Source organism: Stieleria mannarensis, from assembly GCF_014154935.1.
GTDB classification, from domain to species: Bacteria; Planctomycetota; Planctomycetia; order Pirellulales; family Pirellulaceae; genus Stieleria; species Stieleria mannarensis.
In genome coordinates, this window is record NZ_JACEHH010000039.1 from 47,277 (window position 1) to 69,639 (window position 22,363).

14 protein-coding genes are annotated in these 22,363 nt (G+C 59.7%); 6 read left to right on the forward strand and 8 right to left on the reverse strand.

Going from position 1 to position 22,363, the window contains the following annotated elements:
* Window positions 1–157: 157 nt before the first annotated feature.
* Window positions 158–3,343: a TolC family protein gene (locus H1B37_RS23350; protein WP_182869331.1), complete on the reverse strand. Its 3,186-nt coding sequence runs from the start codon at window positions 3,341–3,343 to the stop codon at window positions 158–160.
* A gap of 162 nt (window positions 3,344–3,505) precedes the next feature.
* A complete protein-coding gene (locus H1B37_RS23355; RefSeq protein ID WP_220498336.1) occupies window positions 3,506–4,249 on the reverse strand; it encodes an alpha/beta hydrolase in 744 nt (247 codons plus the stop codon).
* Window positions 4,250–4,553: 304 nt separating this feature from the next.
* Between H1B37_RS23355 and nrfH the strand changes: the two genes are divergently transcribed.
* On the forward strand, window positions 4,554–5,081 hold the full coding sequence (gene nrfH, locus H1B37_RS23360; RefSeq protein WP_182869333.1) for a cytochrome c nitrite reductase small subunit: 528 nt from the start codon (window positions 4,554–4,556) through the stop codon (window positions 5,079–5,081).
* A gap of 57 nt (window positions 5,082–5,138) precedes the next feature.
* Window positions 5,139–6,674: an ammonia-forming cytochrome c nitrite reductase subunit c552 gene (locus H1B37_RS23365; protein ID WP_182869335.1), complete on the forward strand. Its 1,536-nt coding sequence runs from the start codon at window positions 5,139–5,141 to the stop codon at window positions 6,672–6,674.
* 140 nt (window positions 6,675–6,814) lie between these two features.
* Here the strand turns inward: H1B37_RS23365 and H1B37_RS23370 are convergent, their stop codons facing one another.
* The 5 genes from H1B37_RS23370 to H1B37_RS23390 form a co-directional block, all read right to left on the reverse strand.
* On the reverse strand, window positions 6,815–7,378 hold the full coding sequence (locus H1B37_RS23370) for a hypothetical protein (RefSeq protein ID WP_182869337.1): 564 nt from the start codon (window positions 7,376–7,378) through the stop codon (window positions 6,815–6,817).
* A 599-nt stretch (window positions 7,379–7,977) separates the two neighbouring features.
* Window positions 7,978–8,352, reverse strand: coding sequence for a hypothetical protein (locus tag H1B37_RS23375; RefSeq protein WP_182869381.1), 375 nt, complete (start codon window positions 8,350–8,352; stop codon window positions 7,978–7,980).
* Complete coding sequence (locus tag H1B37_RS23380) at window positions 8,349–8,663, reverse strand: PD-(D/E)XK nuclease family transposase (protein ID WP_182869340.1); 315 nt, start codon at window positions 8,661–8,663, stop codon at window positions 8,349–8,351. Before H1B37_RS23380 ends, H1B37_RS23375 begins: the two co-directional genes overlap by 4 nt.
* A 376-nt stretch (window positions 8,664–9,039) precedes the next feature.
* Window positions 9,040–10,365 (reverse strand): ABC transporter permease, encoded by a 1,326-nt coding sequence (locus tag H1B37_RS23385; protein WP_182869342.1) that lies wholly within the window; start codon window positions 10,363–10,365, stop codon window positions 9,040–9,042.
* Complete coding sequence (locus tag H1B37_RS23390; RefSeq protein ID WP_182869345.1) at window positions 10,365–11,975, reverse strand: efflux RND transporter periplasmic adaptor subunit; 1,611 nt, start codon at window positions 11,973–11,975, stop codon at window positions 10,365–10,367. Before H1B37_RS23390 ends, H1B37_RS23385 begins: the two co-directional genes overlap by 1 nt.
* A gap of 707 nt (window positions 11,976–12,682) precedes the next feature.
* On the opposite strand from H1B37_RS23390, the gene H1B37_RS23395 reads away from it, so the two are divergent.
* From H1B37_RS23395 to H1B37_RS23410, 4 genes are all read left to right on the forward strand, one after another.
* Window positions 12,683–13,579 (forward strand): ATP-binding response regulator, encoded by an 897-nt coding sequence (locus H1B37_RS23395; RefSeq protein ID WP_182869348.1) that lies wholly within the window; start codon window positions 12,683–12,685, stop codon window positions 13,577–13,579.
* Between the two features lie 27 nt (window positions 13,580–13,606).
* On the forward strand, window positions 13,607–16,555 hold the full coding sequence (locus tag H1B37_RS23400) for a hybrid sensor histidine kinase/response regulator (RefSeq protein ID WP_182869351.1): 2,949 nt from the start codon (window positions 13,607–13,609) through the stop codon (window positions 16,553–16,555).
* A 577-nt stretch (window positions 16,556–17,132) separates the two neighbouring features.
* Window positions 17,133–18,575 (forward strand): protein kinase domain-containing protein, encoded by a 1,443-nt coding sequence (locus H1B37_RS23405; RefSeq protein ID WP_182869354.1) that lies wholly within the window; start codon window positions 17,133–17,135, stop codon window positions 18,573–18,575.
* 219 nt (window positions 18,576–18,794) lie between these two features.
* The gene (locus H1B37_RS23410; protein WP_182869357.1) at window positions 18,795–20,504 is read left to right on the forward strand and encodes a cation:proton antiporter domain-containing protein; all 1,710 of its coding nucleotides are present in this window, start codon (window positions 18,795–18,797) and stop codon (window positions 20,502–20,504) included.
* Window positions 20,505–20,730: 226 nt separating this feature from the next.
* Here the strand turns inward: H1B37_RS23410 and H1B37_RS23415 are convergent, their stop codons facing one another.
* On the reverse strand, window positions 20,731–22,218 hold the full coding sequence (locus H1B37_RS23415) for an arylsulfatase (RefSeq protein ID WP_182869359.1): 1,488 nt from the start codon (window positions 22,216–22,218) through the stop codon (window positions 20,731–20,733).
* Window positions 22,219–22,363 lie beyond the last annotated feature (145 nt).

Here is a 22,363-nt window from a genome sequence, read left to right on the forward strand (position 1 = left end):
CTTGCCACCGGCTCCGCTCTCCCCCGAATCCCGGGCAATTGGAACTTGTGGGGGATTCGGGGGAGAGAGTCTGGGAATGCGCGAGAAATCGTGACATGACGAAGCACTTGCAACCTTGATCGATCGGAGCGATCAAGTTTAGCAGACGGTCGCGGCACTAATGATTCTGACGCACCTCGTCGCTGTACCGCACGCCCTTGGGCAAACGGCCCCAGGGATTCGGGTTGGCGTCATAGAAATCCGGCAGCGGAGGCAATTCCAGCGAATCGTCCTGGCCGCCGGACCAGTATCCGTTGGCGTCCAAACGAATCGACTCGGTGTCAAAGAACAGCTCGATGCGGCGTCGAATGAACGAGATATGGTCCCGGGCGACCGAGTTGAGCGCCGACGTGAACGCCTGCTGGGCTTCCAAGAAGTCCCGCGCGACGACATTCCCCACGGCCAATTGCAATTGCAGCCGCGTGCTGACGACTCGTTCGTACGCCAGGGCCGCTCGCGCCACCGAAATCTCATACTGGTTGCGTTGCAATCGCAACTGCCGCAGGTCTTCACGGACGGCAAATTTGATTTGATCCTCCAGATCGATCAAGGCACGGCGGCCGGCCTGATAATCGATCAGCGCGGCGCGATACGTGTTGCGTTCCAAACGACGGTTCAGCGGCGTGTCGAGCGCCAGCCCCAGCCGCGACGTCGATCCGTCGGCCGTAAAATCGAACAGTCCTTCTTCGCTGCGGTTGGCCGACAGCGTCTGGGTCGCGCGGATGTCCAAGATCGCTCGCAAATCATCGGCGGCCAACTTGATCTGGCGACGATCATCGGCAAGCTCACCGCGGCGATTCATCAGGTCGTAACGTTGGTACAGGGCCAACAACATCGCCTGCTCCTGCTCGACCTGCACCTCGTCCAAGCCGCCGACATCACTCGTCTCCACGCGGTCGACCAACGCCACCGTGTCGGCAACCGTTTGCACGATCACGTTCTCAAATTCCACGCCGTCCTCGGGCAACAAGTCGCCGACCAGTCGGTCCGTCAACGCGTCCGTCTCTTGCAGCAACGCGTCCGCTTTTTCAACCAGATCGGGCAATTGGTCCAAGTCCCGCTTTTCGATCGCGGTGTCCCATTGCCGGCGCAACTCATAAAACCGCTCGCTCAGTTGATCGGCGGTCACCGCATCGGCGACATCGCTTTCCTGCCCCAGGTCGGCTCGCAACTTGACCGCGCGTTCGGATTGCAACAACGTCGATTCGACCAAATCGATCGTGCGGGCGAACTGGATCAACGCCGGCGGCGGCAAATCCGAATTCAACTCTCGCGAACGGATCGATTCCAGTTGATCGCTTTGCAATCGGGCTTCCAGCAGCGCCAACCGCAATCCCAACGTCTCGGTTTCTCGCTCCGCGTCGGTCACTTCGGTCACCCCTTCGATCTTGCGGCGGACACGCAGCGTTTCCCGAAGCCGATTGATCAACACCGTCGCCCCGTTGACGGCCGCATCCCGGTCGCCCAAGCGAATCTGGGCGGCGTCCAGCAGCGTGCGCCGCGTTCGCATCACCAGCTGCCGCGTCACCGTCAGCTCATCGCTGGCCGTCAACGACTCCAACTCTTCCAGATTCAGATTCAACGGCATCTCCGGCGGCAAACCGATCGACAACTTCAGCCGATCGAGTGCGGTTTCGAGCGTGTTGCAGGAACGGACCAAAGAACTGCGACTATCCAATGCGTTCTGTTCGAATTGGTCGACCTGCACGCGGGGAATCCGGCCGGCTTGCAAGTACTCTGCCCTGCCCTGCAAAAACGCCCGCAGGTTGCTGAAGTAGTCTTGCGAGCTGATCTCGATCGCACGATAGGTCAACAGCAATTGGTAATAGTCGCTGGCCAAATCCACGAACAGCGCCCGCTGGGCACGGATCAGATCACGCGCCTCGTAGACCACGTTGCGCTCGGCCCGCGTCAGCCCTTCAAAGACGACGTCGCGCTGGAAGATGGTCTGTTGAAAGTCGAACACCAAATCGGACCCGATGTCCGCGGCAAACCCCTGTGGCCCGTTGAACGTGAGCACCACGCTGTTGGCGAAACTGGCCAAGAACTGGCCGGCGATCGCCGTCGTCTTTGTGACGCTGGTTTCTGTCGGAATCACCAATGCGTCCCGCGTCGTGCTGTCCAGTCGAACGTGCGTGTACGTGACCCCCGATCCGTTCCCGCGGCGTGTCGGCCGCAGCACATACTCGTAGCGTTGTCCCGAAAGCACCAGTGCGGCCCGGTACAACCGCTCCTTTTGTGTTTGAATCGCCCGGTTGTTCAGCGACGCAAGCTCCGTGATCATCGGCAACGTCAATCGCGGCGCGTCGCTCAGCATGCCGGTCATGCCGGCGGCCGTGACGCGGGGATAGGATCGTCGAAACTCCTCGCGAACCGATTCGAACTCCAACATCCGCGGCACACAGGTCTCGGGAAGCTGCTGCCAAAACTCGTCGGGGATCGGCACAATTCGCAGCTGTTCGGTGTCCTGGCGGTTGTCGGCCGTCGGATCCCAATCCGGCGGGTCGGATCCTTCGGCGTCTTCAGCCTGCTCGTCTTCACGAATCAATTCGGCCAGTCGGACCTCCGGCCTCACCACCTCGGCGGACCTCGGCATCTCCAGCTTCATCTCCCCGGACGCCAGCGAGATCGCCCCGGTCTCGTCGCCATGCTCAACGGTTTTGTCGCCATCTCCAAGTTTTTGTATGGCTCCCTTGTCCCCCGGCTTTGCGGGGGAGAAGGGCTGGGGATGAGGGGGCAGGCGGCCTGTCGTAGCATCGGAAACAGCTCTTCGTCCCGGTTGGGCACTTGGCCCCTCACCCCCGGCCCCTCTCCCCGAATCGGGGCGAGGGGTGCCCGTATGAACAGAATCCTCTACCGCTCGTGTTCCAGACTCACCCTCCATCCCCGCCAGCGGCCCCAACTCCAAACTCTCATCCAAGCCCTCCGGCACCGGCAATTCCTCCGCTCCCGGCGGCGGCAACTCCTCCACTCCATCCGCTGACTCGACATCCGACTGTTTTCGCGGCAGATTGGGGTCACCGGTTTCAAGCTGCGGGAGCTGGTATCCGTACAACTGCGGCTCGGGCAGCGGCAGTGCGGGACAGTCCTCCGGCGAAGGGTCAAAGAAACGCGACCGCGGGTCGACGTCGATCCCCGCCAAGGGCGGCAACGTGTACGCCTCCTCGCACCGCGTCTCGGCATAGATCGCCGCCACGTCCTGGTCCGCCTGCGTCCGATAGTGCTTGCGCGAACATCCCGAAAGCAGCGGAAACAAGCCGACCAGCAGCAGCGTGAAACACCAGACGAAACGATTGCCAGACAAAACGAGCACACCCCTACAGTAGATGGAAGACCTGTAGCAGCATCATCGTCATCGGGTTGTCGGCGATTTGACGGATTCCCAGCCTGTCGCTGTCGTACCGGTTGGGTAAACCCTGCGGGCGAACGGGCCCACCGGTACCCGCTTCCCAATGCGGGACGCCTTCTACAAGGCGATGCGCACCCGCCCCGAGTCGGCCCAATCATTGTGCCCGACCGGAATCTCAACCAACCTCGCGTTGGGAAACCGCTCCACCAGCGCCCGGGCGTGTCCAACCGGAATGATCTCGTCCAACGCCGCGCCGTACACCTCGACCTGTCCGCCGTAGCCCTCAAGCGCCGCTCCGTTGTCCCAGTTGTCCAACAGCAGCGGCCGGACAGGCAAGAACGGAAAATGGTGCGCCGCGACGTCCGCCAACCGGTTGAAGGGCACGACCAGCACGATCTTTTCCGGAGCGACCGTTTCTTGCGCCAGAACACACGCCGGGCCGCTGCCGATCGATTCGCCCACCACACAGACAGGCGTGCCAGGATGGGTCGCGCGCAAGTAACGATACGCCTGCCGAGCCGCTTCATTCATCGTCTCCCGACTCGGACGCCCCTTGCGATCTCCATAGCCGGGGTACTCCAGCACGAACACCGAGTCCTGCTTTGACATGCAATCGAGCACGTACCAGCGGTGCGCGGCCTGGCCGGCATTACCGTGAGTCATCAACCAGACACAATCGGGCGTCTCGGTGAGGCGACAGTACCCGATCACGCTGCCGTCATGCAGCCACGGCTGCAACGGTGTCATCACACTGGAATGCGACGGATGAAAGATCAGTGACCTTTGAAAGCAAAACGCCATCGTCACCAAACAGCCGTAGCCCACCAAGACAATCAAGACCGGACCTAGCAAGCGTTTCAATATCCTCTTCATGGGTGCATTATCAGTGATCATTCATCTTCGATGCGAGCTGGACGGCACCGCTTTCGTGATTCTATCCGGACTGACACACCGAGGCATGGCTTCCTACCGCGCTTCGCTATTCACTTGATGTTTTTTTAGTGAATCGCTGGAGATTCGCTCCAGGAGGTGACGTGCGAAATCCGAACGGGTAGAATCAGCAACCCCCAATCGCTTGGCAGGCCGATCAGCGGTGCGCCGACGCAAATCAGCAAGCCCCCGCACGGGAAGCGTAAACGGTCGGAACGGATCTATGACGAAGGAAATGCCCAGCGAAACTCCATCGGAAGCGGGGCGTCGCGCAGACAGCGCTGACGAAACGAGCGCTGCCGGGCCGAAACGGCGTCACACCAAAAGCGTGGTCGTTCTGGCATTGATGCTCGGTGTCCTGGCCGGCGTTGGCACCTTCACGTTCGGCTACGGCAAAGGGGGCAGCTATCTGAGCAACAAGCCCGAAGCCTGCGTCAACTGCCACGTGATGCAGGACCACTTGGATTCATGGCAACAGAGCAGCCACCACCACGTCGCGGTGTGCAACGATTGCCATCTGCCGCATGATGCGATCGGCAAATGGGTGGTCAAGGCGGACAACGGATTTTTCCATTCGCTCGCCTTCACGCTGGGCAACTTCAACGACCCGATCCAAATCAAACCCCGCAACCGTCGGGTGACGCAAAGCACCTGCGTGGATTGCCATAAAGATTTTGTGCACGCCCTGATGCCGGCCACCGAAGACGCCGACATGCTGAATTGCGTCCATTGCCACGCCGACGTCGGCCATGCCGGACGCTAGCCACCACCTCTCGTACCCCGTTCACCTCTCGACCCTTCTCTTTTAAAACGCCTCGCCATGTCTTCAGAGACGAAACGCAGTTCCGGATGGATCGCGGTTTTGACCCTCCTCGCCACGCTGACCACCATCGGCGTGCTGATCTTGCTGGTCACGATTTTTGAACACAAACAGGAAGCCCGCGCGCCGTTTACCAAGGTGGTCGAGGTGACGGAAATCAGCAGCGATCCCAAACCCTGGGGGCTGAACTTTCCGCAGCAATACGAAGACTACCTCAAGACCGTCAACGATGACTACACGGACTTCGGCGGCAACCACGCCCTGCCGCCCAGCAAGCTCGAGGAACATCCCTGGTTGAAGCGACTGTTCGCCGGATACGCGTTCAGCATCGATTACCGCGAAGCGCGCGGTCACGCCCACATGCTGGCCGACCAAGAGGTCACCAAACGGGTCACCGATGTCCAACAATCCGGTGCCTGCCTGCACTGCCACGCCTCGATCATCCCCACCTATCGCCGCATCGGGCTCGAACAGATGGGTCAAGACGCCTCGCCGGCCGCGCTCAGCGGTGACTTCCACCTGGACGCCGTGATGGCGGGATTCAAAGCGGTCAGCCAAAAGAACTACGAAGAAGTCCACGCCGAACTGGAGAAAACCGCCGACGGCATCGACGTCGCGACCGGCGATCCCCACATGGGCGGCGCCCACCCGGTCTCCTGTGTCGATTGCCACGACCCGGACACGATGCAGATCCGTGTCACCCGCCCGGGATTCATCTTGGGAATCGACAAGTTGGCCAAGAGCGACGATCCCGTGCCGCACCTGCCCAGCATCGTCCAGTGGCGCGAAAGTGGCGCCCAAGGCGACTACGATCCCAACACGATGGCCACCCGCCAAGAAATGCGGACCTTCGTCTGCGGACAGTGCCACGTCGAGTACTACTGCGCCAACAAGATGACGTTGACGTTCCCCTGGGGCAACGGACTGAAGATGGAGGATCTGGAAGCCGAATGGGACGCAACGACCTTCCCCGACGGTGGCGAATTCTACGACTACGTGCACAAGGAAACCGGCACCAAGGTCTACAAGGCCCAGCACCCCGAATTTGAACTTTGGAGCCAGGGGATCCACGCACGCTCCGGCGTCAGTTGCAGCGATTGCCACATGCCGTATGAAAAGAAAGGCGCGACAAAGGTCAGCAGCCACTGGGTCCGCAGCCCGATGACAAACATCAACAAGGCCTGCCAAACCTGTCACAACATCCCCGAGCAGGAAATCAAAGACCGCGTCGACATGATCCAAGATCGCACGCGGGCGTTGATCGACCGGGCCGCCGCGGCGGTGACCGAGTTGTTCGATGCGATCATCGAAGTCCAAGCGGCCGGGGCGAGCGAAGAGCAACTCGCCCCGATCCGCAAACTGCAACGCAAAGCGATGTGGCGACTCGATTACATCGCCAGCGAAAACAGCAAAGGCTTCCACGCCCGCCAAGAAGCCGCCCGCATCCTCGGCGAATCGGTCGACTACAGCCGCCAAGCCATCGCCCTGTGCTACAAACTAGACCTCAACGCCCCCCAAGACACCGAGGCCAACTAGCCGAACTGGCGTGAACGTGACGGGCATACGTGTTGGTGTCTAGCCTTCAAGCGATTCCGGTCGCTGCTTCACAGCGTCCCCGCGGCCAAAGGGGACGCCCGCGGCCAAAGGGGACGGGGGTTGATTCTGCCTTCGCGAATCTACGTCTCAGCGAAGAAGGTCGAATGTTTACCCGCCAACCCGACTCCAGGACTCGTTCTTTCAGCAAGGTCGACAGGGCAGATTGACCAAACGCGGGCAACCTCCATCACAGCTTCCTCCGATGGCCAATCGGCTGCGTCAAGCTCCTCTTCGGTCGGAACATCATTCATGTCAATGAATTCAAAGCCTAAACTTGCTTCCTTGTCGTCAAATCCCTGATCGAAAAGCGTGACGCCGGATTCACCGACATAACCAAATCCACGCGTCATGACACCGTCGCGAGCCCGTGCCCAAACGTGGTATTCCACGACGCGGTGAGTGGCGAAGACTTGCGCTTCGGCAAATCGCTCACTAAAAAGTGACAAGCGAGTCTCAACCTGAGCCAAAGCGGATTCGGAAAACGGAGGAAGATCGCGGCCGCAGATCAAGACCCATCCATCGACCGACGGAGTCACGAACAGCCCACCGTCGTACGCAAAAGAAACACCGGAAGACCAGTTGCAGTCTTGAGGGTGCGAAAGACCGATGAACTCGGCGACATCCACCGGCGTCGTGGAACGCACTGCCCACCAAACCGTCTTGTAGCCAAACGAAACCAGAGGGTCCGGTGATGAATCCAGCTGCCGCGCACCGACTTTGTCTCCGATTCGCGATTTTCGCCAGTGGCTAAAAGGCCAAACCATACTCACTCGGTAAAAAGGGGACGGGGGTAATAGTGTTCGGCCCGGCGTTTGCTCGGCGCGAGCATGTGATGATCGCAACGAATGCTCCTATTTGCAGCGGACCTGATCGGCCGGATGGCCAGCGGAGGCTAACGCCAGCTTCTGAGATGTTCTGGCCGAAGGTCATCCGCGACCAACCCGTGGCTGCGTTTTGATCTCGTTGGGCCCACGCATTGGTCATCAGCCCCACGACTCCCATGTGACCGGTCTTGTCTGATCGAATCGGTCTTTCTTTTTCGAAAAGACCGATATCGTTGAACGCACAGGCGCCATTGCTTGGGAGTCGTGCGGCGGTGGCGTTTTGAAAAGCCCCCGTGAGATCAAGACGCCGGTTGTCATGGGACGGAGATGAACTGCGTGCAGGAAATTTCAGAAGCTGGCGTAGGCATCTTCGGGAAGCATCTGCACGACGAGCAGTGCGAGCGCGACACAGCCGCTGGCTAGACACCACGCTTGCGGAGTTGACGCTGGAGGCCATCAGCGATCGTGGCCAACTCATCGATGCTCAAATCCGCCAGGGATGTCGATGGCTCATTCAGTAAACCTTTAAGTGTTTCGATCTGACCGAGCAGCTTGCCTCGTGCTTCACCTCGTGCTTCACCTCGTGCTTCGCCTCGTGCTTCACCTCGTGCTTCACCTTCTTTCGCTGCCTGCTCGACGGCGAACTGCATCCTCGCCTTCTCGTCTCGCTGAGCTTTGAGACGAAGTTCGTATTGGCTACGTTGATGCGGTGTTCGTTGGATCATTTCGAGGACCTCGGCGGCTTCGCTGAAGGCGGGAGAGTTGAATCGCTGTTTGATTTCTTCGGACGTCATTGTTTCCGCCCGGCGGAAAAAGTGACACCAAGCTTCGAATCGCTATGGATTTGCTGGGATTGACGGAACAACAATGCGTCGAGAACACAGATACTGATTGCCGGTCGCAGCTGCGTGTAGTCATCGCCTTCACTGATTTGATCGAGATCGTCTTCTTTGCCCAGGATCGGATTGAGAATCTCGACATCGACGATCTCAATTTCCTCCCCCAAAATCGCATTGAGAAAGTGCAACGTGATCACTGGGTGCTCGGGGCTCCCCAAAAGCAATTTGAAAACAAAGTCGACGGTCGGGTCGATGCCGAGGATCATAAGCGCAGACCTGACTGTGGAGTAGACTGGTGCCCCACCAGTCTACTGCCTGAGTCGATTTACTGTCGACTCTCGTTAAAAAGGAGACGGGGGTTGATCCTGCCTTCGCAACGCCAAAGACCGGTCTGGTGCTTGCCGCAGCGGGGCAAAACGATGGGGGCAAAACGATGGAGCGGAGCGATGGCAGAATGGTACGGGGCACAATGATGAGTGAGACTGACGGCTTTGTGTCATTCTGTGCCCTCTGTGCTTGATCACACCGCGCGCCGTATGCGGACGCCCGACAATCGGGCGCGGCTCGCTTGGTAGCTGCGTCGAGCGTTTGCCGGCAGGGGTCGAGCCAGGGATGACTGGCAAACTGGAAGCCTGTCCTGCTTTATGCCTTACGCAGGGCTTCGATGGGGTTCATCGAGGCGGCTTTGTAGGCCGGGTAGACGCCGAAGACGATTCCGATGCCGACGGAAATTCCGAAGGCCAGGCCGATCGAGGAGATGCTGGTGGCGGTGTTCATCCCGGCAAACACGGTCACGATGATCGGGATGGCCACGCCCAGCACGATCCCCAAGACTCCGCCCATCGCCGACAGCACCGTCGTCTCCAACAGAAACTGACGGATGATGTCGCGTTTCTTGGCCCCGATCGCGCGGCGAATTCCGATCTCACGTGTCCGCTCGGTCACCGTCGCCAGCATGATATTCATGATGCCGATCCCGCCAACCAGCAGTGAAATCCCCGCGATCGCGCCGAGCACCAAATTCCAAATCCGTTTCTCGTGCTCCGCCTGGGCCATCAACTCCAGCGGCACCAAGACCTGGTAATCCGACTTCGATGCGTGACTCTTTTCCAGCAAACTGCGAACCATGTTGGCCGTCGGCACGACGCGTCCCGACGCGTCCTGGCCGCCATCGGCGCTGGCCACGGCCAGTGTGATTTCGGTCAATTCGACGCGATCGTATTCGCGGCTACCGGCGGATCCTTCGCGGGCGAGAAAACCGAACCGCGCACGGCCGGTGTCCAACGGAATAAAGATGTCTTGGTTGGCATCGCTGCCTTCGGCTTGCCCGGCGCGGGCGACCCCGCTGTCGCGTTCCTCCAACACTCCGACCACTCGGAACGCGGTCCCGCCGACCAGGATCGGTTGGCCGAGCGGGTCTTTGAATCCGAACAGCGCCGTTGCGGCACCATCGGCCAACACGGCAACGTTAGACATCGCTTCGAGATCTCCGGACTGCAGAAACCGTCCCCGGGCGACCGTGATGTTGCGGACGTCGCGCAGTTGGGGCGTCGTGGCCAGGATACGCGCCTGGGGGATGCGGTTGCGGTGATGCGACACTTCATGCCGTTTCATCATCACCGGAACGACGCTCTTTCCGGTCGGCAATTCATTCAGGGCACGCAGATCGCTGTAGGTCAGCCCGTAGGCGTTGACCTTGTACCGGCTGGTGGTGACCATCGCCGGCTGCGTGCTACTGCCGCCTCCGCCGCCACCGGATTCTTCGGAGGGCTGGACGGTGCGGATGATCACATTGTTGGCGCCCAAACCGCGGATCCGATCCAACGCGTCCTGCTTGCTGCCTTCACCGATCGACAGCATCGCGATCACCGAGGCGACCCCCAAGATGGTGCCCAACAGCGTCAGCGAGCTGCGCATTTTGTGCAGCAGCAAGTTCCGGATCGCCAGCTTGAGTGTTGCCCACCACATCAGGAATCGTCACCTAACACGTCGTCGACGAATTGCCGTGGGTTGAGCGCGACTTGATCGCCATCGGAAAGCCCGCTGACGATCTGAACGACCGAATCGGTTTGTCGCCCCGTTTCGACCGGCTGGCCGATCAATTGATCGTTTTGGCGGATCAGCACCCAGGTCTGTTCGTCGCGTTCGATGACGGCTTGGATCGGCACGGTCAACGCGTCTTCGACCGAATCGATCATGATTTCCGTCACGGCGGTCATTCCGGGCTTGAGTTGATCGACGGTGCCATCGATCGTCACGGTGGTCGCATAGACCTTGGTTTCACTGCCCCGCCATCCATTCTGTTCGGGCAACACAGCGATCGATTGGACCGTCCCGATGTATTCCTTGCCCGGGAACGCGTCGACCGTGATCCGGGCCTTCATGCCGATCCGGATTTGCTCCAAGTCCGACTCGTGCACGGCGGTCTGAACCTGCATCTTGTCCAGCGCCGGCAGCGACATCAGGTGCTGGCGAAACCGCACCGGCATGCCTTCGCGGATCTCGTCGTTGCGGCTGGAGGCATACGCGACCATCCCGGCTTCGGGGGCAAAAATTTTGCAGGCGGCCAGCTGTTCGGTGTACCGTTCCAAACGCTCTTCTTCCTTCTTCAGCGATTCGGTCCGTGCCCGCAGGATTGCTTGGACCTGGGCCAGCCGGGCTTCGTTGTTTCGAAGCGTTTGTTCCAGTCCGCGTTGGGCGGTTTGCAGCTTGCCGCGCAACCGCAGCAACTCCATTTCTCGCTCGTAGTTCTCTTTCTTGCGAAGGGTTGCGAGCGAGGTTTCCAATTTGTTGAGCTGGGCGGCATACTTGCCTTCGGCTTGCAGAAACGCGAGTTCGCTTTTGCGCAATTCGTTGCGGTTGGCGTAACCGAGTTTGTACAGCGAATCGATGCCGCGTCGGTCATCGCGTCGCAGTTCCAACGTTGCCTGGGCTTCCAAGATTTGGTTGTTCACTTCGTCGATGGAACGTTTGATCTCTTCGACCGCCAGTTTGTGGGTGCCGCTTTCGTCGTCGGTGTACATCTCCAATTCCAGCTTGGCCAATTGGACCTGCAACTCGGCTTCGGCTTTGCTGGTTTCGTTTTGGACGATCTGGTTGTTGTAATTGGCCTCGGCTTGGATCTGCGTCGAACGCGCGTCTTCGGTTTCCAGCATCTGTTCGTCCAGCGCTTCACGCATCGGCGCCGACTCCAATTCGACCAACAAGTCGCCTTCGTTGACGCTGCTACCGTTGGGGATGATCCACAGGATCGGGGTTCCATTGATTCCGTCGCGCTGGACGTCTTCGACCATGCAATGGATTTCGCGATTGGTTTGGCTTTGCAGATTTCCCCGCTCGATCACCGTGACCTGGACGTGTTCGCGACCGACGGTGTGCAGCAGGACTCCCTCGTCGACTTGGCCGCCGCCGCCGAAGAAGAATGCCGAGAGTGAGAAACCGAGCACGGGAACGGCGACCAACGCGGCCAGCAGCGGAAAAAACTGAACGACGCCGCGGCGACGAGAGTTCGGGTTTTCGCGTCCCGCCCTCGCCCCGCTTCGCCGGCCTTTGCCACGAGCCTGGACCTGACGACTCACGGTGTTGCGATCCCCCCTCGGTTGGCTGCTCCCTGGGGTCGCAGCGGCGACGTCGAGATCGTTGTCGAATCGAAACGCTGGATCGGCCGAAAATGGCCGGGGTTCGATGAATTTGGACATGGCGTCGTAGGTGGGCTTGGAGGGGTGGGAAGGTGGGTGTGCGGAACGCCGCATGTGCGGTCCAGCCGGTGGCCGCCGAAGCCCGCGTTTTCGTGCAAAACGGGTCGGGCTGGTGGCGATCGGCGTGCGGCGCGGTCACATCGAATTGCGGGGCAATTCACATGCCTGAATCCGTCTGGCGACGGTTCAAACGGCCTTGGTGGTGGGCACTGGGTAGGTGTTTGGCGGGACGTTCATGACGGCCGACCGACGTGTTCCGGCGGCGATCAATCAAAAACGCACGGTTAGTGTAGTCGACCAGCAAGCCGTTGTCTCCCTAGCCTATCGAAAGATGGGGGGAGATCCTGACGGGGTCAACGGAGGGAATTAAACCGGATTTAGCGGGTCCAAAGCAAGACATTCGGCGGTTTAGACGGGGCAGCCGGATTGCACCGCAGGATCCGAAAACTCTCCGTAACGCGGAACTTCTCAAAGTACCTCCAGAATGTGGGTCCTTTCGGACGACGATCCGAAAAAACGTGTAGGATGGGGGGTGGTTCCGTCGCTGAACCACTGTTCAAGCTCACACCATTCGGAATTCTGGCATCATGGCGAAGGTATTACTGGTTGAAGACAGTCCGACTCAGGCGGTTGAAATGCGGATGCTGCTGGAGGAAGGCAGTCATGAGGTGCGTCATGCGGCCAACGGACAATTGGCCTTGGACGTCCTGGCACGAGAATCGCTGGACATCGTCGTGACGGACCTGGAAATGCCGGAAGTCAATGGTTTGGAATTGGTCGAGGTGATGCGGACCGACTACCCACACATCCCCGCCATCCTGGTCACCGCGCGGGGCTCGGAAGACCTGGCCGCCGAAGCGTTGCAGAAGGGTGCGGCCGGCTACGTCCCCAAGAATCACTTACAGTCGTTGCTCAACGATACGATCATCGACGTGTTGGGGGTCATCCGGACCGACGCCAGCTTTGCCAAATTGATCTCCAAGCTGACCAAGAACGTCTTTGAATTCCAGTTGCCCAACGACAGCGAATTGATCTCGCCGCTGGTCGGGTTGCTGATGCAAGTCGTCTCGGGGATGGACCTGATCAGCGGTGCGGAGATGAACCGGTTGGGGGTGGCGATCGAACACGCCTTGGTCAACGCCATGTACCGCGGCAACTTGCAACTGGGGCCGTCGGTGACGCCGGCCCATCATGCGATCATTTATGACGACGCGACGTCAGATTTGATCGAGCGGCGAAAGCTAGAGTCGCCTTACAAGGATCGCCAGGTGTTCGTCGAAGCGACCGCCAGCAAACAAGAAATCAAGATCGTGATCCGCGACGAAGGCAACGGATTCGACACCTCCAAAGTGCCCGACAAAGTCGACGCGAACCTGTTTGCCGCCGAATCGGGCAAGGGCCTGGTGCTGATGAAAAGCTTTGCCGACGAACTGCGGTTCAACGACACCGGCAACGAGGTCACGATGATCAAGAAGTGCTGTTAACGGCGTAAAACCGAAACGATGGCAAACATGCACGGCAGAGGTCCCGACGATTCGACGATCGATGATTCCGGAAGTGACGTCATGGACTCCCTGGCCCCCAATCACTCGCTGGCCGCCTATGAGTCGCTGGTCAACACGCTTCCGCTGAGTCTGTTGATCAAGGACACCGACGGTCGACGACTGTTTGCCAACGAAACGTATCTCAAGACACGCGGCTGCACGCTTGACGAGGTGCTCGGCAAACGCGACGAAGATCTGTTTCCGATCGACATCGCCCGCGCCTACTCCAAGGATGACCAACATGTCATTCGCACCGGCGAATCGCTGCACAGCGTCGAAGAGTCGGTCAACAAGTTCGGCCAGCGGCGCTGGATCGAACGCATCAAGAGCCCCGTGCTGGATGCCCACCAACGCGTCATCGGCATCCAGCTGATCTTCTGGGATGTGACCGATCGGCATCAGGCCGAAAGCAAGCTCAAGTACGAACGCTATCTGCTGTCGACGCTGCTGGAAAACATCCCCGACAGCATCTATTTCAAAGACCCGGACAGTCGATTCGTTCGGATCAGCGAAGCGATGGCGAAAAAGTTCGGCCTGGCCAGTTCGGCCGAGGCGATCGGAAAAACCGACGCCGACATCTTTACCGAAACACACGCCGCCGCGGCCCGCGAAGACGAACTGCGGATCATGCAGACGCGTCAAGCGGTCGTCGACTTGGTCGAACGCGAAACCTGGCCCGACCACGACGACACCTGGTGCATGTCCACCAAAATGCCGTTGATCCAAGACGGCGACAAAGTGATCGGCACCTTCGGGATCTCGCGTGACATCACCGAACTGATCAAGTACGAAGAGGCACTCCGCAAAGCCCGCGACGAGGCCGATTCGGCAAACCGCGCCAAGAGCGAATTCCTGGCCAACATGAGTCACGAGATTCGCACTCCGATGAACGCCATCATCGGCATGTCCGAATTGTTGGCCCAAACCAAACTCAACAACGAACAACTCGATTACATCAACCTGGTCCGTGATTCGGCCGAGTCGCTGTTGTTGTTGCTGAACGAGATCCTGGATTTCTCCAAGATCGAATCACGAAAACTGCAACTGGAATCGATCCCCTTCTCGCTGCGTGATCTGATCCAGCGGACCAGTCAATCGCTGTCGATCCGGGCGGCCAAAAAGCCGATCGAACTGGCCTGCCGCGTCGCGCCCGATCTGCCAGATCGCTGGATCGGTGACCCGGGACGGCTGCGTCAAGTGATGATCAATCTGATCGGCAACGCCATCAAGTTTACCGACCAGGGCGAGGTGCTGGTCGAAGTCTGTGCCGGCGAGCGGCGCGAGGACGTGCCGCCGGACCACTTGCCGCTGCGATTCAGCGTCACCGACACCGGAATCGGAATCGCCAAGGAACAGCAGGCGTCGATTCTGGACCCGTTCACCCAGGCCGATGAATCAACCACGCGTCGCTTCGGCGGCACCGGATTGGGACTGGCCATTTCGAAGGAGTTGGTCCATTTGATGCGCGGGGAGTTGCAACTGGAAAGCGTTCCGGGAGAAGGCACGACGTTTCACTTCACCGGGTACTTCCCGTTGGCCGCGGATCAATCGGTTCCCCATGACGGCGACCTGGACAGTCTGGCTCAGTTGCCCGTCCTGGTCGTCGACGACAACGCGACCAACCTGCGCATCCTGCAAGAGATTTTTTCCAATTGGCAATTGACCCCGACGCTGGCCGATGGCGGGCCGAGCGCGTTGCGTGCGGCGGCCCAGGCTGCCGAGCAGGGGCAACCGTTTCAATTGGCGGTCCTGGACTGCATGATGCCCGGCATGGACGGTTTCGAACTCGCCTCGCAACTCCGCCAACAGTACTCCGACGAGCAAATGAAACTGATCATGTTGTCGTCGGCCTCCGACGGCGATGCCCTGCAACGATGCCAAGACGTCGGCATCGCAAGGTACCTGACCAAACCCGCCGTGCAGTCGGAACTGCTGGACACCGTCCTGCAGGTCATGCAGCGAAAACAGATCGGTGCGATCGACCCACGCAACGATCTGCCACCCTGTTTGCCGATGCGGGTGCTGGTCGCCGAAGACGGATTGGCCAATCAACACGTCGCCGTCGGCATGCTCCGCGCGTCGGGACACCAACCGGTCGTCGTCAGCGACGGACGCGAAGCGGTCGCGCGGTACCAAAGCGAACCGTTTGACATGATCTTGATGGACATGCACATGCCCATCATGGATGGCATCGATGCGACCAAAGCCATCCGTGCCCACGAACAGGTCACCGGTCGGCACATCCCGATCATCGCCTTGACCGCCGCGGCGATGAAAAAAGACGCCGAGGCCTGCAAGAATTGCGGCATGGACGAATACCTGACCAAGCCCATCCACCAGCGGCGACTGCAGGAAATGATGGCCCGGTTTGCCCCCGAGACCTCCGTGCTCGACCAGTTCTCCGAGTCAGTTCCGCCATCGCCTGTCCCTGCCACCCCCGACGGCGCGGCCGCTGTTTCTGCTGTCAACGACTCCGCAGCGACGCCTGCCCCTGCCCGCGATGATCGCGACAACGCCCAAGGTGACCTCGGCATCCATGACGACGCCACCGCGTCAGCCCAGAACGCCGCAGCCTTTCAAACGATCGATGTCCAAGCGGTGACCCGCCGGATCCCCGGCGGCGCACGCGGCGTTGCCCAGTTGGCCGAAGTGTTCATCAAAGAATGCACCGACCTGATGCAAGTGCTCAACGAAGGTATCCCGGGCGGCGATCCCGTGGTGGTCGCCCGCACGGCGCACACGCTGAAGGGTTCCGCCGGACTGTTCTTCGCCGAAAAGGTTCGTGAACTGGCGCTGCGAATCGAGACCAACGCCAAGGCCGGAAACCTGGCCGGAACCGTCGACGACCTCGCCCAATTGAATCCCCAAGTCGACGCGATGCTGGCCGAATTACACCGGCTGAGCCAATCCGGATAGGATTTTCTCTCCCTTTGGGAGAGACGGCGTTCGCGAAGCAAGCAAACGCCAGAGAGGGCCCGCAGTGAATTTTCGCCGTCAGCGATAAAGCACGTAGCGGATCGTTTGAATCAATCGTGTAGCGGAACTCGTCAAGAGTTTCGACCGCTCCGGAAAAACGAAAGTCTTGACGACGTCCGCTACGACCGAATCCGTCATTTATCCATTCGACGTCCCGCGGCAAGCGAAGCCGACTCCACGCGTTTTCGCCCCATATTTCCGCACCTGCCCCCTGGATTAGCGGGTATAATGCGATCAGGCGGACAAACGTAGATTTTGTACAAGGTTTCGACGTCTCGGTCAGCTCACGGTGGACTCCAGCGGCCGACCGGGCACACGGCGAAAGCCCGACACCCGAGAGCTTGTGCAGCATTGAAATTGTCGGTCACCGGAGGGTCAGGTCACGTCCCCCGCCGGCGACTGCCCCGCTGCAACGGCGATCGCCACGACATCGGTCACGACATCGAGACAGCGGGTGTGGGGCAGGCAGATCATTCAACGCTGCACAAGCTCTCGATTTTGAAAGAGCTTGCGAGCGATGACACTGATCCGACTCAGCCGCAACATCAGCCCGGCACCGAGTCAAGATGACTCGGGACAACCGCCGATCGAACATTCTTCGGTACGCACCGCATCGATCTCCAAAGAACGAGCGGACAGCAACCGAGCGGACAGCGGGTCGTGGAAAGATTTTGATCACGATGTCCCCACGGCCCAGCCCGTCGCCCGCATCCCGCGTTACCGGATCGGCGAGCAAATCGGAAAAGGCGGGATGGGGTTGGTTTATCACGCCCACGACAACGTTTTCGACCGTGACGTCGCGATCAAGGTGTTGCTCAAACGCTACCAAGCGCGGGAAGAATCGCGGGAACGTTTCTTCCAGGAGGCACGGACGACCGCACGGCTGCAGCATCCGGGGATCGTCGCGGTCTATGACATGGGGATCAGCGACGACGGGCAACCGTTCTTTGCGATGAAATTGGTCGAGGGCAGAACGCTCAGCGAGCTGCTCGACGACTCACTGGACGATGCCCCGAAGAGGGCGTTACACCAGGCGCGGCTACTGGACGTCTTTGCGAGAGTTTGCCAAACGATTGCGTGTGCCCATTCACATCAAACCGTTCACCTGGACATCAAACCGTCCAACGTCATGGTGGGAGCGTATGGCGAAGTTCACGTGATGGACTGGGGATTGAGTCGTCAATTGGGAAAATCACCGATACAAACGGTCCCGATCAGCCCGGCGGCGATGGATTGCATTTCGGACAAAGAGTTGTCGATGATCCTTTCCAACAGCAAGGTCATCGGCACGCCCAGCTACATGGCGCCCGAACAGGCCCGCGGCCATCACATCAGTGTGCGTTCGGACGTGTTCGGATTGGGTGCGTTGCTGTGCGAAATCTTGACCGGCCGGCCTCCCTACGAAGGCGACAATTTTCGTCGTGTTTACCGCCGTGCCGCCCGCGGGGCGTTGCGAGAGGCGTACCAACGACTGGAAGCCTGTGACACCGATCCGGCGATCATCGCGCTGGCCAAGCGCTGTTTGGCCCGAAACGAACATGATCGCCCCGCCGATGCAGGGGCCATCGCCGATCAGATCACCGCTTTCAGAGAATCGTCGATGGAACGTGCCCAACGCGATCTGTGTCGGTTCTTCGAAATCAGCATGGATCTGTTTTGCATCGCCAGCTTGGACGGCTATTTCAAACGCGTCAATTCAAACTTTTCGCGTGTGCTGGGATACAGCGACCATGAATTGGTTTCCAAACCATTCCTCCGATTCGTTCACCCCGACGACATCACGCAAACGCGACGAGCGATCCGCGCCCTGGCCGATGGCGAATCGATCGCAGAATTCCGCAACCGATACCGTGATTGTGACGGCCATTACCGTTGGCTGCAGTGGAACGCCAAATCCATCCCCGAAGACAACATCGTGTTCGCAGTCGCTCGCGTGATTGAGGCCCCCTTTTCCGCTTGATGTTGTAGCCACGCTCGATGCGAGCGTGGAGGGCGACGGGGAACCACCGTCTGGCGAAGGCAGTGGCGTCCGACCAACGATTAGCGATGATTCTTGTGCCAAATGCCGCTGTCCAGCTAGACTTGGGCCGCGGCAAGCAAAGGGTGCGCGGCAAATCCACGTCGTGCCCGCATTTGACACTCTTTGTGCATCGTTCAAATGCGGCCGTGGTTTATCTCGATGCCACCTCCAGTTGCGATCTCCATGGGTGAGTTTCATCTGCACATCACCAGCACCATCGGGCTGCTGCTGGGCGTTTGCCTGGCCGCCGGAGTGCTGGCCGACTTGGTTCACTTGCCCAAGGTGACGGCGTTCTTGTTGGTCGGATTGCTGGTCGGCCCGAGCGTCTTGGACTGGGTGCCGACCGAGCATGTCGAATTGTTCGAACCGTTGCTGAAACTGGCGATGGCATTGGTCCTGTTCAACTTGGGCTGTGAATTCACGTTTTCCAAGGTTCGACGGGTCGCCGCACATTGCCTGACGCTTTCGGTCGCCGAGATCAGCTTCACCGCCGTGCTGGTCTCGATCGGATTGGCCCTGTTCGGTTGTTCGGGCAGCATGGCGTTGCTGTTGGGGTGCCTGGCGGTGGCGACCGCGCCGGCGACGACCATCCTGGTGCTAAAGGAGTTTCGATCCGAAGGACCGGTGACCGAAAGCACGGGGTTTTTGGTCGCAATAAACAACTTTGCTTGCATCATCCTGTTCGAGTTCGCGTTTTTGGTGATCGAGTGGTTCCAGGGCAGTTTGCAAATTTCCTTCAGCCGCCAGATGTTAGGCGTGTTGCTCAACGTCGGCGGATCGATCGTCCTTGGCATCCTGGGCGGACTGGTGGTCAGCTACGGCTGTGGTTTTTTGAACATGAAACGTTGGCTGGTGCTATTGGTCGCCGCAGTCACGTTCCTGCTGGGTGTCGATGAATCGTTCGAGATCCCGTACATGCTGTCCTTCCTGATGATGGGCGTCACAGTCGCCAACACGTCCGACTACAAACAGAAAATCGTCGACGAACTGGACCACTTGTCGGGCCTGTTGGCGGTGCTGTTCTTTGTCGCCCACGGAACCGAGCTCGATGCCGGGGCGTTCATCGCGGCGGGAAAACTGGGATTGGTTTACATCGCGTTTCGCATCGTCGGCAAATGGCTGGGCGTTTACGTCGCGGCCAAAGCGACCCGTCAACCGCCGGAGGTGCGGAATTGGGGCGGCGCCTGTCTGTTCGCCCAAGCCGGGGCGGCGATCGCCTTGTCGACCATCGCGGTCAATCGAAATCCGGAGCTGGGCAAACCGATTCAAGACATCATCCTGGGTTCGGTCGTCTTGTTCGAAATCATCGGCCCACTGTTCATTCGCCACTCACTGATTCGAACCGGCGAAGTCCCGCTGGCCCAGGCGATCCATCACACCAGCCGAACGCCACTGGAACAGATGCGGGAAGTCGTCGACCGCTTTCGCGCCGCCCTCAACGGCACCGCGCCGGCGGCGTCCGCGATCGGTAAAGTGAAAGTCAGCGATTTGCTGCGCAAGACCAAGGGCATCCATCAATCGGCCGATTTCGACCAAGTCGTCGCCCACATCGAACACAGCCACGACAACACCTACCCGGTCGTCGATGACCGGATGAGTGTCGTCGGTGTGATCCGCTACCCGCTGCTCAGCGACGTCCTGTTCGACCACAGCGCCGCCAAACTGGTGCGTGCCGAGGACTTGGTGACCGAGATCGAATCCTGTCTGCACGAAGACGAACCGGCGGCGCGGGCATTCGAGTTGTTTCAGGGCGAGACCGACGACTGCATCCCGGTCGTCCAGCGCGCCAGCCCCCACGAATTGGTGGGAGTGGTTCGCCGCAGCGACGTCATGCACGCGCTGATCACCCAGCGGCGAAAGAACAAGTGACCCGGTCCATGTCTCTCCGAACAGCGCCACGTTGACGTAGCCACGCCCGATGCGAGCGTGGAAGGCGCCGGGGATCCACCTTCTGGCGAAGGTAGCTACGTTTGAACCGCGAATCTTCATGATCCTGAAACGACACGACGCCGTCCAGCGCGACGACCGCCGCAGTAGGGACGTCGATTGTATCGACTGATGGATCCCCCCCTTAACGACGTCCCACCTGCGCGGCTCAATACTCGCGCTCGACCGCATCCTCGGGAGCCCACCCTGCCTTGTCCCGCGCCCGTTTAACCGCCCAGGCTTCTTTGGCACTCTTCGCCTGGGCTTCGCTGCGCCCCTGCAGCGGCCAATTCGGATCCGGTCGGTGTGCCTCGGCCAAAATCGCTTCGGCTCGCGCCACCACTTGCGGATGGCTCGACGCGACGTCATTGCTTTCGCCGGCGTCGGTGCTCAAGTCATAGAGTTCGATCGGCTTGTCGATCCCGTTGCGGACCGCTTTCCAGTTCCCGAATCGGGCCGCCTGGATCGGCTTGCCGGGATGCAATTCCCAATAGAAATAGTCACGTTCGGGCGCCGTTCCGCCCTTGAGATAGTCGACCAATGACATCCCATCGGTTTCGTAGCCGGCCGGCGGCTCGGTACCGGCAAGTTCGGCAAAGGTGGGCATCAAGTCCCAAAACGCCCACGGTTGGTCGTCGACACGTCCGGCCGGAACCGTGCCGGGCCACCAAGCCAGTGCCGCCTGTCGCAACGCGCCTTCGTACATCCCCCGCTTGTAGCCACGCAATCCATTGCTCGCCTGGTTGAACAGACTTCCGATGTCGGACTGCGGGTCGAACGACGACCCGTTGTCACCGCTGAAGACGATCAATGTGTTTTCGGCGATGCCCAATTCACGGAGCGTGTCCATCAACTCGCCCATGTCCGAATCGACCCGTGTGACCTGGGCAGCGTACGATTTCTGTTTTTGGGTCCACGGCTTGTCGGCATAGATCCCCAAGTCATCGATTTCATGACGGCCGTGCGGCAACGTGATCGCATAGAACATGAAAAATGGTTTGTCGGCATTGTCACGCAACCACGCGATCATGTCGTTCTGGATCAGCGTTTGTGCATAGGTCTTACCGACCGTCCGGCCGTTGTTGCCCGGCAACAGGAATGCCTGTGCATCGTCATACAGGTAGGTCGGAAAATACGAGTGGGCGTGTCGCTGGCAGTTGTAGCCGAAAAAGTGGTCGACGCCCTGATTGAAGGGGCTGCCGGTGGTGTCAAAAAACCCCATGCCCCATTTTCCAAACGTCGCCGTCGCATACCCGGCCGACTTGGCCACCTCCGCGATCGTCACCGTCTCATCCGGCAACGGCAATTGCCCTTCCGGTGCCACTTCATAGTTGCCTCGCACCGGGCAGTGACCGGTGTGCAGCCCCGTAAAGAACGACGATCGGCTGGGAGCGCAAACGCTGGTCCCACAATACGCTTGCATGTAACGCGTGCCCTCGGCAGCCATCTGGTCCAACCGCGGCGTCTGGATCAGTTTCTGACCGTAACACCCCAAATCGCCCTGGGCGATGTCATCGCTGAGCACAAAGATGAAATTCGGCGGCGGCGAATCGGAAGTTTGAGCAAAGGAGTGTGGCGCGTCCAAGCCGAACCCCAACGTCACCAGCAGCAACAGTTTCAAGGAGGTCCAGAGTTTATGGCGTTCGATTCGTGGCATTTTCGATCCCAAAAGGAGTGGTCGTGATGTGAGTTGAGCTCATTCTACATGCGGCCGGCGGCTTCTCCCTCGCAGCGCTCGCCCCACACCGGCAGATTTACCAACAGAAAGGGTCCTCACGTCCGCCCAGCTTGTGAACGCAGAT